Source organism: Massilia sp. Mn16-1_5, from assembly GCF_004798585.1.
Classification (GTDB): Bacteria; Pseudomonadota; Gammaproteobacteria; order Burkholderiales; family Burkholderiaceae_D; genus Telluria.
Window position 1 is genome coordinate 219,686 of sequence record NZ_PPXQ01000002.1, and the last position, 15,251, is coordinate 234,936.

Sequence of the window (15,251 nt, forward strand, 5' to 3'; positions counted from 1 at the left end):
GTCGGCGCGGGCGCCGCTTACAGGGCCGTGCGCAGCGCGAACAGTTCCGGGAACAGGACCACGTCGAGCATCTTGCGCAGGTAGCTCACGCCCGCGGTACCGCCGGTTCCGGTCTTGAAGCCGATGATGCGCTCGACCGTCGTCACGTGGCGGAAGCGCCAGAAGCGGAAGGCGGTCTCGAGGTCGACCAGCTTTTCGGCCAGTTCGTACAGGCCCCAGTGGTGCTCCGGGTCCTGGTAGACGGCCAGCCAGGCCGCCTGCACCGAATCGTCGTGGACGGTCGGCTCTTGCGGCGAGCGTGCCAGGCGTTCGGGCGCGATCGTAAAACCGCTGCGCGACAAGAGGGCCACGGCTTCGTCGTAGATCGAGGGCGTGTCGAGGGCCGCGGACAGGGTCGCATGGGCCGCCGGGTTCTTTTCGTGCACCGCGAGCAGGGCCGCATTCTTGTTCCCGAGGATGAATTCGAGTTCGCGGTACTGGTGCGACTGGAAGCCCGAGGAGGCACCGAGATAGGGCCGGATCGCCGTGTACTCGGAAGGCGTCATGGTCGCCAGCACGTCCCAGGCATGCACCAGCTGATCCATGATGCGCGCCACCCGCGCCAGCATTTTAAAAGCCGGATCGAGTTCGCCCGCGCGCAGGTGGGTGCGCACGGCATGCAGTTCGTGCAGCATCAGCTTGACCCAGAGTTCGCTGGTCTGGTGCTGGATGATGAATAGCATCTCGTTGTGGTTGGGCGAGAGCGGGTGCTGGGCCGTGAGGATCTGGTTCAGACCGAGGTAGTCGCCATAGCTCATCGACTCCTTGAAATCCATCTTGGCCCCATGCCACTCGGCGGGGTTCTTGTCGGGTTTGTTCATGTCTGCCTCAGGTAACGGCGCCGCGTTCGGCGGCCACGTCGTAGTCCTCGCGGTCGAGGATGTCCTTCAGGATCGCCACCGCATCCCAGACGTCCACGAAACGCGTGTACAGCGGGGTGAAACCGAAGCGCATGATTTCCGGCTCGCGGTAGTCGCCGATCACGCCGCGCCCGATCAGCGCCGCCATGACCGCGTAGCCGTGCGGATGGGTGAAGCTGACCTGGCTGCCGCGCCGGACGTGTTCGCGCGGCGTCACCAGTCCCAGCGGGTGATTCGCGCAGGTGCCTTCGACCAGCTCGATGAAGAGGTCGGTCAGGGCCAGCGACTTGGCGCGGATGGCCTCCATGCTCGTTTCCTCGAACACTTCGAGGCCGCATTCGACCAGCGCCAGCGAGACCACCGGCTGGGTGCCGCACAGGGCGCGGCCGATGCCGTCGGTCGGCGCGAAGCCGTGTGCCATGGCGAAGGGCTTGGCGTGGCTCCACCAGCCGGTGAGCGGATGGGAGAAGCTGGCCTGGTGGCGCCGCGGCACCCAGATGAAGGCCGGCGAACCGGGGCCGCCGTTCAGGTATTTATAGGTGCAGCCGACCGCGAAGTCGGCTTCGGCCGCGTTCAGGTCGACCGGCACGGCGCCGGCCGAGTGGGCCAGGTCCCAGACGATCAATGCACCATGTTGGTGCGCGTGACGGGTGAGGGCGGCCAGGTCGTGCTGGTAGCCGGTGCGGTAGTTCACGTGGGTCAGCATGACGACGGCGCAGTCGGCGTCGATCGCGGCCGGCAGCTCCTCGACGGAGTCGACCAGCCGCACGCGGTAGCCCTGCTGCAGCCATTCGCTCAGGCCTTCGGCCATATAGATATCGGTCGGGAAATTGCTGCGCTCGGTGACGATGACGCGCCGCGCGGCGTTTGGCCCCTCGGCCTGCAGGCGGACGGCCGCGGCCAGCGCCTTGAACAGGTTCAGCGAAGTAGTGTCGGTGACGGCCACTTCGCCCGCCTGGGCGCCGATCAGCGGGCCGAGACGTTCGCCCAGGCGCTTGGGCATGTCGAACCAGCCGGCCGTGTTCCAGCTCGTGATCAGGTCGCGGCCCCATTCGCGCGCCACCACCTGCTGGGCGCGTTCGAGCGCCGCGCATGGACGGGCGCCTAGCGAGTTGCCGTCGAGGTAGATGACATCCTGAGGCAGGTCGAAGCGTTCGCGCAGGGGCGCGAGCGGATCCTGGGCGTCGCGCGCGAGGCAATCGGCGCGGGTGATCGAAAATTCGTTCATATATGAAGGAGGGCAGTGGTGAGCGGGGCCGTTCGGCCGCGAGTGTAACAAGAAAAGGCTGCCCGGCGGCGGCTTGCCGATGACGCTTTGCCATCTTTTTTCGCCCTTGCACCTCGTATCGGCACTATTTTGAACTTTTTTCAAAAATTTTTGCTCTCAACCCTAAAGTTCAGGCGAACCCAGCCGTAAAGGAGTCAGAGGCCACGAAACGGTGTCTGAAAATAATTCAAAAATATTTTCAAATCACCCTAAAGTTCCTCCGAGCGCTGCCGTTAAAGGGTCAGAAGGGACGAAAAGGACCTGAAAAAAAGTTCAGGACAAGCCTAAAGTTCTGGTCTTGGTTGACGTAAACCAACACATAGACGATGTGCCGCACCGGCAAGCCGTCCGAAAAAGCGCAGTTCGCATGACCTCATTTGCCTCCTGTTTTCATAGGAGCGCCTTCCTATTCAGCCCCGGTTTGTCAGACAAACTCCTACGGGCACGCCCGCGTTTGCCGGACGCAAAATACAGGGTCCGTCCGATTCCCCTAATGTTTCTCTACGGTCAGAATCTATCTCACTGGCAACACAAACAGCCAGGTTCAACAGGAAGATGGAGAGAAAAATGACTGCAAACGACATGATGGCTGAAATCCGGGACGCCAACCTGAGCTACCTGATGCTGGCCCAGCAAATGATCCGCGCCGACAAAGTCACCGCCATTTTCCGTCTCGGCATCTCGGCCGACATCGCCGACCTGATCGAGGGCATGAGCAACGCCCAGATCCTGAAGCTTGCCGGCGGCAACATGATGCTGGCCCGCTTCCGCTTCGACGACACCGCCATCCTGTCGATGCTGACCAGCCACAGCAAGGACCGCGCCCTGGCCCAGTCGCATGCCGCGATTCTGATGGCCGGCCAGCCCGCCGAGGAAATCGCCTGACAGTGGAATTTCTCTCAGGACACATTGTAAAATCCCGCTGAGCTCGGCCTGATAGTGTAGGATAGCCGGGACACCAGCCGGAGCCGTGGGATGAGTAAAAAAAGCGTCGTATCTGAAGCGCAGGAAATCCAGCTCGCCATCGAGTTGATCACCCTGGGCGCCCGCCTGCAACTGCTCGAGAGCGAAGTCTCGCTCTCCCGCGAGCGCCTCATCAAGCTGTACAAGGAACTGAAGGGCGTGTCGCCGCCGAAAGGCATGCTGCCGTTCTCGACCGACTGGTTCCTCACCTGGCAGCCGAACATCCATTCCTCGCTGTTCATCAATATCTACAACTTCCTGGTAGAAAATGCCGGCGCGAGCGGCGTGCAGGCGGTGATGAAGGCCTATAAGCTTTACCTCGAACAGATGCCGGCCGCGCCCGGCGAAGAGCCGCTGCTCTCGCTGACGCGCGCCTGGACCCTGGTGCGTTTCTTCCAAAGTAACATGCTGGCGCTGGCGCCCTGCGGCAAGTGCAAGGGCAAGTTCGTCGTCAATGCGCTCGACCTGAACCGCGACTACCTGTGCGGCCTGTGCCATATGCCCTCGCGCGCCGGCAAGACCCGCAAAGCCAAGGACGCCGCCGTGCTCGACGCCGCCGCGCTCGACGCCGCCGCGCGCGAGGACGCCGCGGGCGAGGGCTGATCCGCCATCGTGAGCGTTCGCCTCCTGCGCGCCCCATCGGTCCGCGCGCTCCTGTGCCAGCTTGCCGCCTTTCCGCTGACTTTATTGGCCGTCTACCTGCTGGCGCGCGCCGGCCTGCAGCCGTCCTACCTGCACGCGGCGCTGCTGCAAGGCCTGTTCGCCGCCATATTGACCTGGCGCTGGCGCCTCGCATCCTGGTGGATCGCGATCGGCCTGCTGTTCGCGCCCGCCCTGTACGCGGCCAACGGCCTGGCGCTGCCGTCCTGGCTGTTCCTGGCCGTTTTCCTGTTCATGCTGGTCTTGTATTGGTCGACCTTCCGTACCCAGGTGCCGTACTACCCGTCCGGCAAGAGCGCCTGGGCGGCGGTGGCCGGACAACTGCCGCAGGGCAGGGAAGTGAAGCTGATCGACATCGGCAGCGGCCTGGGCGGGCTGGTGCTCGACCTGGCACGCCGCCCGGGCGTGCAGGCAACCGGCATCGAACTTGCGCCGCTGCCCTGGCTGGCCAGCTGGCTGCGCGCGCGTTTGAGCGGCAGCCCGGCCGTTTTCATTCGCGGTGACTATGAGTTACTCGAATTCGGCGCCTACGATGCCGTGTTCGCCTACCTGTCGCCGGCGGCCATGACAGCGCTGTGGCGCAAGGCGAAACGCGAGATGCGTCCGGGCAGCATGCTGATGAGTTATGAATTTACTGTTTCCGAAGCATCACCAAGCATGTCTCTCTATCTACAAGATACTGGTCGAACTCTCTACATTTGGCACTTTTAGGCCACAAAACAGGCCTTTTTACTTGCCCATAGGCCATTCTCAAGCTATTGTTCCAGCTGCTGTAGTTCCCTACGTAAATATTTTTTCTGAGATACATTGTCTCGGATTCATGATCCCGCGCGCGACCACCGCGGACCGCCTTCTGGAGCACGTTCTTGTTCGTCATTATCGGTTACATCATTGTCTGTGCTTCGGTGTTCGGCGGCTTCGTCATGTCCGGCGGACACGTGGCCGTGCTGTTCCAGCCGCTCGAGCTCCTGATGATCGGCGGCGCCGCTGTCGGCGCCTTCTTTGTCGGTAATAACAACAAGTCGATCAAGGCCACCATGAAGGCCTTGCCGAGCGTCTTCAAGGGCTCGCAGTACACCCGCGAAATGTACATGGAACTCATGTCGCTGCTGTTCGACGTGCTGTCCAAGGTGCGCAAGGAGGGCCTGATGTCGATCGAAGGCGATATCGAATCGCCCGAAGCGAGCCCGCTGTTCTCGAAATATCCGCTGGTACTGGCCGACCATCACATCGTCGAATTCATGGCCGACTACCTGCGCCTGATGGTGTCCGGTAACATGGACGCCTTCCAGATCGAGAACCTGATGGACAACGAGATCGAGACCCATCACCACGAAGGCGCCGTGCCGGCCCACGTGATCGCCAAGCTGGGCGACGGCCTGCCGGCCTTCGGTATCGTGGCCGCCGTCATGGGCGTGGTGCACACGATGGAATCGGTCGGCATCCCGCCGGCGGAACTGGGCATCCTGATCGCGAAAGCGCTGGTCGGTACCTTCCTCGGCATCCTGCTGGCCTACGGTTTCGTCGGTCCGCTCGCCAGCCTGCTGGAACAGAAGCTCGACGAATCCAGCAAGATGTTCCAGTGCGTGAAGGTGACCCTGCTCGCCAGCCTGAACGGCTACGCGCCGGCCCTGGCCGTCGAATTCGGCCGCAAGGTGCTGTACTCGACCGAGCGTCCATCGTTCGCCGAGCTGGAAGAGCACATCAAGAAGTCGAAGGCGAAGTAAGCCATGGCTGACGAAGGACAGCGCCCGATCATCGTCAAGCGGATCAAGAAGACCGCCGGCGGGCACCATGGCGGCGCCTGGAAGATCGCCTATGCCGACTTCGTGACGGCAATGATGGCTTTCTTCCTGCTGATGTGGCTGCTCGGCTCGACCTCGAAGGGCGACCTCGAGGGCATCTCCGAATTCTTCAAGAACCCGCTGAAGGTGGCGATGTCCGGCGGCTCCGGTTCCGGCGACAGCTCCTCCGTCATCAAGGGCGGCGGCACCGACCTCACGCGCCGCAACGGCCAGGTGAAGAAGGGCGACATCGAGACCAACAAGAAGACCTACGACCTGAACGACGCGCGCGCCGCGTTGGAAAAGGCCGAGGGCGAGCGCCTGAAGACGCTGAAGATGAAGATCGAGTCGGTCATCGAAGCCAATCCGACCCTGAAGAAATACCAGAACCAGCTGCTGCTCGACATCACCAGCGAAGGCCTGCGCATCCAGATCGTCGACGAGCAGAACCGCCCGATGTTCGCGCTGGCCAAGGCGACCCTGCAGCCCTACACGAGCGACATCCTGCACGTACTGGGCATGGTGCTGAACGACGTGCCGAACCGGATCGGCCTGTCCGGCCACACGGATTCGACGCCGTACTACAGCGACGCCGGCTACAGCAACTGGGAACTCTCGGCCGACCGCGCCAACGCCTCGCGGCGCGCGCTGGTGGTCGGCGGGCTGGCGGACGAGAAGATCCTGCGCGTGGTCGGCCTGGCCGCCGCCGCGCCGCTCGACCGCGCCGATCCCTTCAACCCGATCAACCGCCGGATCAGCATCATCGTCATGAACAAGCGCACCGAAGACGCCGTCATGCGCGACGCCGCCACGCTCGACGTGCCAGCCGCGGACGGCAAGGCGGCCGCGCAAGCCGTCGTCGAAGCAACGAAGTAAAAGCAGGGCCCGACTGGAGCACATAATGAGAAAAAAGATTTTGGGTTCGCACGTGAAACGCCTGTTGTCCGGCGTGTCGACGCACGGGCGACGCCACCTGAGTGAAGTCGAGACCGACCTGCTGCAAACGGAATTGCTGCTCGAAGAGGCGGTGGAAAAACTGACCAGCAGCTTCATGGCGATCCACAGCGCCGTCGGCGCACGCCAGGAAACGATCGACCGCCTGGTCGCGGCCGGCACCCTGAGTGGCGAGGACGCGGCGGCGCTGGCGGGCATGTCGGGCGAAATCGGCACCCACGTGAACACGGCGATCACCAGCATGCAGTTCCAGGACATGACGAGCCAGCTGATCGAGCGTACCCTGAAGCGCGTGACGGGCTTGCGCGAATTCCTGGGCACGCTGGACGAGCACGGTGCCGACATCACGCACGACACCGGCAGCGACGAAATCGTCGAGCGCCTCGGCAAGGTCAGCATGGCGCTGGCGATCCAGTCGCTCGAACTGCGCAGCGTGCTGCGCAAATCGGTGGAACAACAGCATCTCGAAAGCGGCGATATCGAACTGTTCTGACAGTTCGTTCCCCGTTCAACCCAAGAAATCAAAGAAAACAGCAGGAGCACAACATGGCTAAAACAATTCTCGCGGTCGACGATTCGAGCTCGCTGCGCCAGATGGTGGCGTTCAGCCTGAAGGCGGCCGGTTACCAGGTGGTGGAAGCGGTCGATGGCCAGGATGGCCTGGACAAGGCGAAGAACCAGGTCGTCGACCTGGTGCTGACCGACCAGAACATGCCGCGCATGGACGGCCTGTCGCTGATCAAGCACCTGCGCGGCCTGCCCGAGTACCAGAAGGTGCCGATCCTGATGCTGACCACCGAATCCTCGGACGAAATGAAGTCCAAGGGCCGCGCGGCCGGCGCCAACGGCTGGCTGGTCAAGCCGTTCGATCCGCAGCGCCTGATCGAAGTCGTCAAGAAAGTGATTGGCTAAGGCAATGGAGCCGCGCCGTATGCACGTACTTCTTTGCAGGATTTCACCATGACGATCGACATCAGTCAGTTTTACCAGGTCTTTTTCGACGAGGCCGAAGAGCTGCTCGCCGAAATGGAACGGCTGCTGCTGGGCGTCGACGTGGCCGCCCCCGATGCCGAAGACCTGAACGCGATCTTCCGCACCGCGCACTCCGTCAAGGGAGGCGCCTCGACCTTCGGCATCACCGACATGAGCGAGGTCACGCACGTGCTGGAGTCGCTGCTCGACCGCATCCGCAAGGGCGAGATGGCCCTGACGAGCCAGCACGTGGACGCCTTCCTGGCGGCCAAGGACACGCTCAAGATGCAGCTCGACGGGCACCGCAACGGCGCCGACGTCGACCAGGACAACGTCGCCAACGTGCGCATGGTGCTGCACGACCTGTCCGAAGGCCTGGTGCCGGCGGCATCGCTGGTTGCCCCTTCCTTCCTGCACGCCGAACCGAAGGCCCAGACGGGCGAGGGCGCGCACCGCTACAAGATCGAACTGCCCGACATTCCGCAGCGCGACGTGAACGCCCTGGTCGACGAACTGGGCCTGATGGGCCGCGTTTCGGTCACGCCCCTGGAAGGCGGCCGCAGCGCGCTGATCATTACCACCCACGAGAGCCTGGAAGACATCGTCGCCATCTGCTCCTTCGTGCTGAACCCCGACGATTTGAAAATCTTCGAGGCGCCGCCGCTCACGCCCGAGCAGCGCGCGCTGGAAGCGGCCGAGCGCGCCCGCATCGAGGACGAGCAGGGCTACGGCTTCTTCGACCCGGCCGACGATGCGCCGGCGGCGCAGGCCGAGATCTCGGACGACGAGCGTGGCTACGGCTTCTTCCAGCCGATCGAGCAGATCCGCGCGCTGGCCGGGGTCGATGCCGCGCCCGTGAAATCGGCGCAGGCCAATGAAGTGATGGAGGCCGTCGAGAAGAAGGCGGCCAAGAAGGACGAGAAGGGCGCCGAGTCGTCCTCGATCCGCGTCTCGGTCGAGAAGGTCGATCAACTGATCAACCTGATCGGCGAACTGGTCATCACGCAAGCCATGATCGAGCAGCGTTCGAGCAATCTCGACCCGATGCTGCACGAGCGCCTGCTGTCGTCCGTCAGCCAGCTCACCCGCAACACGCGCGAGCTGCAGGAAGCCGTGATGTCGATCCGCATGATGCCGATGGACTTCGTGTTCTCGCGCTTCCCGCGCATGGTGCGCGACCTAGCGAGTAAACTCGGCAAGAAGGTCGATTTCATCACCCACGGCGCCGCGACCGAACTGGACAAGGGCCTGATCGAGCGCATCGTCGATCCGCTGACCCACCTGGTGCGCAATTCGATCGACCACGGCATCGAAATGCCGGCTGCGCGTGCGGCCGCGGGCAAGTCGGAAGCGGGGCGTCTGTTCCTGTCGGCCGGCCACCAGGGCGGCAACATCGTGATCGAAGTCGCGGACGACGGCGGCGGCCTGAACCGCGAGCGCATCCTCGCCAAGGCGGCCCAGAACGGGTTGGCCGTATCCGACAACATGAGCGACGCCGAGGTCTGGCAGCTGATCTTCGCGCCGGGCTTCAGCACGGCGGATGTGGTCACCGACGTCTCGGGACGCGGCGTCGGCATGGATGTTGTCAAACGTAATATCACCGCCATGGGCGGCTCGGTCGACATCCGCTCGGCGCGTGGCTTCGGCACCACGATTTCGATCTCTTTACCGCTCACACTCGCCATTTTGGACGGGATGACTATACGTTGCGGTGAGGAAATCTATATCCTTCCATTAGGCTATGTGGTCGAGTCGCTGCAGCCGCGCCGCGAAGACGTGCGCGACATCGCCGGGCGCGGCCAGGTGCTCAAGGTCCGTGGCGAATACCTGCCGCTGATCGCGCTACACGGCGTGTTCGGCATCGAGTCGCGGGTGCAGGATCCGAGCGAAGGCATCGTCGTGATCCTGGAATCGGAAGGCAAGCGCGCCGCGCTCCTGATCGACGACCTGGTCGGCCAGCAGCACGTGGTGGTGAAGAACCTGGAAGCGAACTACCGCAAGGTGGCGGGCATTTCCGGCGCCACCATCCTGGGCGACGGCGGCGTCTCCCTGATCCTCGACGTGGCGGCGCTGGTGCGCTCGTCACGCCAGCTGGCAGACGAAGCCCTGGCCTCTTGATTGAATATAAATAAGGAAAACACCATGTCCATGACGAACACCATCGCGCAAGCGCAAGACGGCGCCGGCAACGAATACCTGGCCTTCACGCTCGGCTCGGAGGAGTACGGGATCGACATCCTGAAGGTGCAGGAAATCCGCGGCTACGAAGCCGTGACCCGCATCGCCAACGCGCCGGAATTCATCAAGGGCGTGATCAACCTGCGCGGCATCATCATTCCGGTGGTGGACATGCGCATCAAGTTCAATCTCGGTACCCCGACCTACGACCAGTTCACGGTCGTGATCATCCTGAACATCGGCGGCCGCGTGATGGGCATGGTGGTCGACAGCGTCTCCGACGTGACCACGCTGACCCCGGACCAGGTCAAGCCGGCGCCGGACATGGGCACCGCCTTCAGCACCGACTACCTGATCGGCCTGGGCACCGTGGACGAGCGCATGCTGATTCTGGTCGACATCGACCGCCTGATGTCGTCGAGCGAGATGGGTCTCATCGATCAAAAGCTGGCTGCATAAAAAGAACGGCACCGAGCAAACGACAACGCCGGCCCCGGCCGGCAAACGAATCATAGGTAAGGCAAAGTGCCGTTACACACCTCCGAGACAGTCAAGGAATTTGACTTCACGCGCGCCGACTTCGAGCGTGTGCGCGCCCTGATCTACCGCCGCGCCGGCATCTCGCTGGCCGACAGCAAGCAGGAAATGGTCTACAGCCGCCTGGCGCGGCGCCTGCGCGCGACCGGCATCCAGTCCTTCGGCAAGTACCTGGACGAGCTGGAAGCGGGGCGCCTGGGCGAGGAGTGGGAATCGTTCACGAACGCCCTGACCACGAATCTCACCTCGTTCTTCCGCGAAGCGCATCACTTCCCGCTGCTGGCCGAGCACGTGAACGGCTTGCGTGCCCACAGCCGCGAACCCCTGACGATCTGGTGCTCGGCCAGCTCGACCGGCGAAGAGCCGTACTCGATCGCGATGACGCTGTGCGAAGCCTTCGATACGCTCACGCCGCCGGTGCAGATCGTCGCCACCGACATCGACACCAACGTGCTGTCGGTCGCCAGCGAAGGCGTGTACGGCATGGAGCGCCTGGAAAAGATGGCGCCCGAGCGCCTCAAGCGTTTCTTCCTGAAGGGCAAAGGCCGCCACGAAGGCATGGCGCGCGTGCGTCCGGAACTGCGCCAGCTGGTGAGCTTCCGCCAGCTGAATCTGCTGTCCGACCAGTGGCCAGTGAGCGGGCAGTTCGACGCCATCTTCTGCCGCAACGTGATGATCTATTTTGACAAGGAAACGCAGCGCAAGATCCTGGCGCGCTTCGTGCCGCTGATGAAGCCGCACGCGCTGCTGTTTGCCGGCCACTCCGAAAACTTCCTCTACGTTTCCGACTCGCTGCGCCTGCGCGGCAAGACCGTCTACGAGCTCAACGAAATTCGCAACGACCGCCGCGCCTGAGCCGCGGTCATCCCGGAAACACCATGCATTCGAATAGCCAGTTCGCCACCAACGTCTACTACGACCGCACCTTCGATTGTGATGCGGCCAAGATCTTGCCAGGCGAGTACTACTACACCGGCAAGAACATGCTGATCGTCACCGTGCTCGGTTCCTGCGTCTCGGCCTGCATCCGCGACCGCGTGACCGGCCTGGGCGGCATGAACCACTTCATGCTGCCCGATGGCGGCGGCGACGCCGGCAGCCCGGTTTCGGCCTCGATGCGCTATGGCACCTTCGCGATGGAAGTGCTGATCAACGACTTGCTGAAGGCCGGCGCCCGGCGCGAGAACCTGGAGGCGAAAGTCTTCGGCGGCGGCGCCGTGCTGCGCGGCTTTACCGCGATGAACGTGGGCGAGCGCAACGCGGCCTTCGTCATGCAATTTCTGAAGACCGAACGCATCCCGGTGCTGGCCGAGGACCTGAACGACATTCATCCGCGCAAGGTGTACTTCTTCCCGAGGACGGGCAAGGTCCTCGTCAAAAAACTCATGCAGACCCAGAACGATACGCTGGCCAAGCGCGAGCTCGACTACGCCAAGCGCCTCAAGGTCGAGCCCGTCGGCGGCGAAATCGACCTGTTCTGATTTGTCACGTACGCAAAGGAACCCATATGAAAACCAAGGTCCTGATCGTCGACGACTCGGCCCTGATCCGCAGCGTGATGAGCGAGATCGTCAATTCGCAGCCCGACATGGAAGTGGTGGCCACCGCCCCCGACCCGCTCGTCGCGCGCGAACTGATCAAGAAACACAATCCCGACGTGCTGACGCTCGACGTCGAAATGCCGAAGATGGACGGCCTCGACTTCCTGGAAAAGCTGATGCGCCTGCGCCCGATGCCGGTGCTGATGGTGTCCTCGCTGACCGAGCGCGGTTCGGAAATCACGATGCGCGCGCTGGAACTGGGCGCCGTCGACTTCGTGACGAAACCGAAGATCTCGATCCAGACCGGGATGCGCGAGTACACCGAGCTGATCACGGATAAGATCCGCGCCGCCGCCCGTGCGCGCGTAAAACGCACGGTGGCCAGCACGGCGCCGACCACGGCCCTGCCGTCGATGCGCAGCCCCCTGATCTCGTCGGAAAAGCTGATCATCATCGGCGCCTCGACCGGCGGCACCGAAGCGATCCGCGAGTTCCTGATGCAGATGCCGTCGGATTGCCCGGGCATCCTGATCGCCCAGCACATGCCGGAAGGTTTTACCACCTCGTTCGCGCGCCGTCTCGATTCGCTATGCCGCATCACCGTCATGGAGGCGGCCGGCAACGAACGCGTGCTGCCCGGCCACGCTTATATTGCGCCGGGTCACTCGCACCTGCTGCTCACGCGTTCGGGCGCCAACTACATGACGAAGATCGAGCAGACCGACCCGGTGAATCGCCACCGTCCTTCGGTCGACGTGCTGTTCCGCTCGGCAGCTGTTGCTGCCGGTAAAAACGCAGTCGGCGTAATCCTGACGGGCATGGGTAAAGACGGCGCTGCTGGTATGCTGGAGATGAAAAACGCCGGTGCCCAGAATTTCGCCCAGGACGAAGCTTCGTGCGTCGTCTTCGGCATGCCGCGCGAGGCCATCGCAATCGGCGCCACCCACGAAGTGGCGCCGCTGACGGCCTTGCCCGGCCTGGTGCTGGGGCACCTGGCGGCGCATGGCGGCAGAGCGTTGCGCGTTTGATCCGGATCGCGGCGAATCGTCGCTTTTCCGCTCTGTTTTATCGCCGTACGGCAACAAAAATGCTATTCTTGAGTTTGCTCGATGCTGCATATGCCAGCGACTCAAGCCACACTAACCATTAGTAAAAGAAACAACGGAGTAATTCATGGCTGATCCAAAGATGCGTTTCCTGGTTGTTGACGATTTCTCGACGATGCGCCGCATCGTCCGGAACTTGTTGAAAGAACTGGGCTACGCCAACGTCGATGAAGCGGAAGACGGCGTGATGGCGCTGGCGAAGCTGCGCAGCGAACAGTTCGACTTCGTGGTCTCCGACTGGAACATGCCCAACATGGACGGTCTGACCATGCTGCAGAACATCCGTGCCGATCCCGCCCTGGCCAAGCTGCCGGTGCTGATGGTGACCGCGGAAGCGAAGAAGGAAAACATCATCGCGGCGGCCCAGGCCGGCGCAAGCGGCTATGTGGTGAAGCCTTTCACCGCGGCCACGCTCGACGAGAAGCTGAACAAGATCTTCGAGAAAATGGGAAATGCCTGATCATGGTTGAGCCGATCGCTGAAGGTGTTGCAGAAGGGGTGGCCAACGACGAGGTGCTGATCCGCGTCGGGCACATGACGCGTGCGCTGCACGACAGCCTGCGCGGCCTTGGCCTCGACAAGCTGGTCGAGAAGGCGGCCAGCGACATTCCCGATGCGCGCGACCGGCTCGATTATGTGGCGCGCCTGTCGGAACAGGCCGCCAAGCGCGTGCTCGACGCCACCGACGCCGCCGGCCCCCTGCAGGATGCGGTCGAAAGCCGCAGCGCGGAACTGCGCACGTCCTGGCAGGCGCTGCTGGACAAGGACGGTGCCGGTGAAGCCGACTGGAAAGCGCTGGCCGAGCGCAGCATTGCCGTCATGGCCGAGAACGAACGTGCCGCCACCGCCACCCGTGCCGAGCTGATGAACATCATGCTGGCCCAGGACTTCCAGGACCTGACCGGGCAGGTGATCGGCAAAATCACCTCGATCGCGCAAGACCTGGAAAAGCAGCTGGTGCAAGTGCTGATCGATTTCGCGCCGAGCGAGATCCGGCGCGAGCTCGACAACGGCTTGCTGAACGGTCCGCAGATCAAGCCGGAAGGCAATACCGAAGTGGTGGCGAACCAGGGCCAGGTCGACGACCTGCTCGACAGCCTGGGCTTCTAGGCTTATTTGCACTCCTTTGGCGGCCCCGGCCGCCATTGTTTTATTCGCGACCACTCCATGCATCACACCAACTATATTGTGCGCGAGCCGCTGCTCGACCCTGCGCAGCGCGTCATCGGCTATGAACTGCTGTGGAAGCAGGGCGCCCAGGCCGTCCCCGACGCCGAGCTCGAGCAACTGGTGGCCTTCGTCGCCGAACACGTCAACCACGAGGAACACGGCTGGCTGTTGCGCGACAAGCAGCTCTTCCTCGACGCGGTGCCGGCCATGCTGTCCACCGACGCGCTGTTCAACCTGCCGCCCGAGCACACCGTGCTCAGCCTGCAGGCGCGTTGCCTGAACGACGCGGATGCCAGGGCCGCCGTCAAGGCGGTGCGCGCCGGCGGCGTCGGCATCTCGCTGCGCGGCCTCGACGTCAAGCACCTGACCCCGGCGCTCGCGCCCTATGCCTCGCACGTCGAGATGCGCTTCGCCGGCATCGACGTCGCCGCCCAGGCGCGCAGCTACGCCGCCGCCAAGCAGGCCTCGCTGCGCATGGTCGGCCGCCCGGTCACCAACTGGATCGACTACGACGCCTGCGCCGCGCTCGGCCTGGACGCCTTCGTCGGCAAGCTGCACCTGACCCCGCGTCCCGGCAACCCGGTGAAGGGCCTGAACCCGGCCCAGACCATCATCCTGCAGCTGATGCAGATGGTGCAGAACAACGAGGACATCCCCAAGCTGGAAGGCGTGCTCAAGCGCGATCCGGCATTGACCTACAAGCTGCTGCGCAACATCAATTCGGCCGGCTTCGGCGCCGGACGCGAAGTGCAGTCGATCCGCCAGGCGATCAGCCTGATGGGTTACGCCCCCCTGTACCGCTGGCTGACCCTGCTGCTGGCGGGCGCCAGCGCGAGCGGCTATTCGCCGGTGCTGATGGAAACGGCCGTCGTGCGAGGCCGCCTGACCGAACTGCTGGGCCTGCATTCCTTGCCGAAGAGCGAGGGTGAACACCTGTTCGTTGCCGGCATGTTCTCGCTGCTCGACCGCCTGCTCGGGCTGCCGATGAAGGAAGTGCTGGAAACCATTCCGCTGCCGCCGGAAGTCGTGCGCGCACTGATGGCGCGCGAGGGCATGTACGGCCCTTACCTGGCGCTGGCCGAGGCCTGCGAGCTCAGTTCCAACCTGGTGGGTGCGCTGGCCGGGTCGCTCGACATCAGCCCGCTGGAAGTGAACAAGGCGCACCTGTCGGCGCTGGCGTGGGCGCAGGCGGTGACGCAATAAGTGTGAACGCGGGCATG

The 15,251-nt window shown here is 63.4% G+C and carries 17 protein-coding genes; 15 read left to right on the plus strand and 2 right to left on the minus strand.

Features of this window, described 5'->3' with window-relative positions:
- Nucleotides 1-17: 17 nt before the first annotated feature.
- A complete protein-coding gene (gene kynA / locus C2862_RS03020) occupies nt 18-860 on the minus strand; it encodes a tryptophan 2,3-dioxygenase (RefSeq protein WP_136218638.1) in 843 nt (280 codons plus the stop codon).
- 7 nt (nt 861-867) lie between these two features.
- On the minus strand, nt 868-2,127 hold the full coding sequence (kynU, locus tag C2862_RS03025) for a kynureninase (RefSeq protein ID WP_136218639.1): 1,260 nt from the start codon (nt 2,125-2,127) through the stop codon (nt 868-870).
- A gap of 606 nt (nt 2,128-2,733) precedes the next feature.
- Here kynU and flhD point away from each other — a divergent pair.
- The 15 genes from flhD (at nt 2,734) to C2862_RS03100 (ending at nt 15,234) form a co-directional block, all read left to right on the plus strand.
- A complete protein-coding gene (gene flhD / locus C2862_RS03030; RefSeq protein WP_047826184.1) occupies nt 2,734-3,051 on the plus strand; it encodes a flagellar transcriptional regulator FlhD in 318 nt (105 codons plus the stop codon).
- 90 nt (nt 3,052-3,141) lie between these two features.
- Complete coding sequence (gene flhC, locus C2862_RS03035; RefSeq protein WP_136218640.1) at nt 3,142-3,732, plus strand: flagellar transcriptional regulator FlhC; 591 nt, start codon at nt 3,142-3,144, stop codon at nt 3,730-3,732.
- Between the two features lie 9 nt (nt 3,733-3,741).
- The gene (locus C2862_RS03040) at nt 3,742-4,500 is read left to right on the plus strand and encodes a cyclopropane-fatty-acyl-phospholipid synthase family protein (protein WP_229467265.1); all 759 of its coding nucleotides are present in this window, start codon (nt 3,742-3,744) and stop codon (nt 4,498-4,500) included.
- A 155-nt stretch (nt 4,501-4,655) separates the two neighbouring features.
- Nucleotides 4,656-5,516, plus strand: coding sequence for a flagellar motor stator protein MotA (motA, locus tag C2862_RS03045; protein WP_136218642.1), 861 nt, complete (start codon nt 4,656-4,658; stop codon nt 5,514-5,516).
- A 3-nt stretch (nt 5,517-5,519) separates the two neighbouring features.
- Complete coding sequence (gene motB / locus C2862_RS03050; protein ID WP_136218643.1) at nt 5,520-6,449, plus strand: flagellar motor protein MotB; 930 nt, start codon at nt 5,520-5,522, stop codon at nt 6,447-6,449.
- A gap of 22 nt (nt 6,450-6,471) precedes the next feature.
- Nucleotides 6,472-7,020 carry a chemotaxis protein gene (locus C2862_RS03055; protein ID WP_136218644.1) on the plus strand — a complete coding sequence of 183 codons (549 nt, stop codon included), beginning with the start codon at nt 6,472-6,474 and terminating at the stop codon, nt 7,018-7,020.
- Between the two features lie 53 nt (nt 7,021-7,073).
- Nucleotides 7,074-7,439, plus strand: coding sequence for a response regulator (locus C2862_RS03060; protein WP_136218645.1), 366 nt, complete (start codon nt 7,074-7,076; stop codon nt 7,437-7,439).
- Nucleotides 7,440-7,487: 48 nt separating this feature from the next.
- Nucleotides 7,488-9,617 (plus strand): chemotaxis protein CheA, encoded by a 2,130-nt coding sequence (gene cheA, locus C2862_RS03065; RefSeq protein WP_136218646.1) that lies wholly within the window; start codon nt 7,488-7,490, stop codon nt 9,615-9,617.
- Nucleotides 9,618-9,641: 24 nt separating this feature from the next.
- Nucleotides 9,642-10,136 (plus strand): chemotaxis protein CheW, encoded by a 495-nt coding sequence (locus C2862_RS03070; RefSeq protein WP_136218647.1) that lies wholly within the window; start codon nt 9,642-9,644, stop codon nt 10,134-10,136.
- A gap of 66 nt (nt 10,137-10,202) precedes the next feature.
- On the plus strand, nt 10,203-11,069 hold the full coding sequence (locus C2862_RS03075) for a CheR family methyltransferase (protein WP_136218648.1): 867 nt from the start codon (nt 10,203-10,205) through the stop codon (nt 11,067-11,069).
- A gap of 23 nt (nt 11,070-11,092) precedes the next feature.
- A complete protein-coding gene (gene cheD, locus C2862_RS03080) occupies nt 11,093-11,695 on the plus strand; it encodes a chemoreceptor glutamine deamidase CheD (RefSeq protein WP_136218649.1) in 603 nt (200 codons plus the stop codon).
- Nucleotides 11,696-11,721: 26 nt separating this feature from the next.
- Nucleotides 11,722-12,783: a chemotaxis response regulator protein-glutamate methylesterase gene (locus C2862_RS03085; protein ID WP_136218650.1), complete on the plus strand. Its 1,062-nt coding sequence runs from the start codon at nt 11,722-11,724 to the stop codon at nt 12,781-12,783.
- A 145-nt stretch (nt 12,784-12,928) separates the two neighbouring features.
- Nucleotides 12,929-13,321 (plus strand): chemotaxis response regulator CheY, encoded by a 393-nt coding sequence (gene cheY, locus C2862_RS03090; RefSeq protein ID WP_056333842.1) that lies wholly within the window; start codon nt 12,929-12,931, stop codon nt 13,319-13,321.
- Between the two features lie 2 nt (nt 13,322-13,323).
- Nucleotides 13,324-13,971, plus strand: a complete 648-nt coding sequence (gene cheZ, locus C2862_RS03095; protein WP_136218651.1) for a protein phosphatase CheZ — start codon at nt 13,324-13,326, stop codon at nt 13,969-13,971.
- Between the two features lie 57 nt (nt 13,972-14,028).
- Nucleotides 14,029-15,234: an EAL and HDOD domain-containing protein gene (locus tag C2862_RS03100; protein ID WP_136218652.1), complete on the plus strand. Its 1,206-nt coding sequence runs from the start codon at nt 14,029-14,031 to the stop codon at nt 15,232-15,234.
- The last annotated feature ends 17 nt before the right edge of the window (nt 15,235-15,251 follow it).

Coding starts and splice junctions, on each gene's coding strand:
- kynA (WP_136218638.1), bottom strand. CDS start 860: ATGAACAAACCCGACAAGAACCCCGCCGAGTGGCATGGGGCCAAGATG.
- kynU (WP_136218639.1), bottom strand. CDS start 2,127: ATGAACGAATTTTCGATCACCCGCGCCGATTGCCTCGCGCGCGACGCC.
- flhD (WP_047826184.1), top strand. CDS start 2,734: ATGACTGCAAACGACATGATGGCTGAAATCCGGGACGCCAACCTGAGC.
- flhC (WP_136218640.1), top strand. CDS start 3,142: ATGAGTAAAAAAAGCGTCGTATCTGAAGCGCAGGAAATCCAGCTCGCC.
- motB (WP_136218643.1), top strand. CDS start 5,520: ATGGCTGACGAAGGACAGCGCCCGATCATCGTCAAGCGGATCAAGAAG.
- C2862_RS03060 (WP_136218645.1), top strand. CDS start 7,074: ATGGCTAAAACAATTCTCGCGGTCGACGATTCGAGCTCGCTGCGCCAG.
- cheA (WP_136218646.1), top strand. CDS start 7,488: ATGACGATCGACATCAGTCAGTTTTACCAGGTCTTTTTCGACGAGGCC.
- C2862_RS03070 (WP_136218647.1), top strand. CDS start 9,642: ATGTCCATGACGAACACCATCGCGCAAGCGCAAGACGGCGCCGGCAAC.
- cheD (WP_136218649.1), top strand. CDS start 11,093: ATGCATTCGAATAGCCAGTTCGCCACCAACGTCTACTACGACCGCACC.
- C2862_RS03085 (WP_136218650.1), top strand. CDS start 11,722: ATGAAAACCAAGGTCCTGATCGTCGACGACTCGGCCCTGATCCGCAGC.
- cheY (WP_056333842.1), top strand. CDS start 12,929: ATGGCTGATCCAAAGATGCGTTTCCTGGTTGTTGACGATTTCTCGACG.
- cheZ (WP_136218651.1), top strand. CDS start 13,324: ATGGTTGAGCCGATCGCTGAAGGTGTTGCAGAAGGGGTGGCCAACGAC.
- C2862_RS03100 (WP_136218652.1), top strand. CDS start 14,029: ATGCATCACACCAACTATATTGTGCGCGAGCCGCTGCTCGACCCTGCG.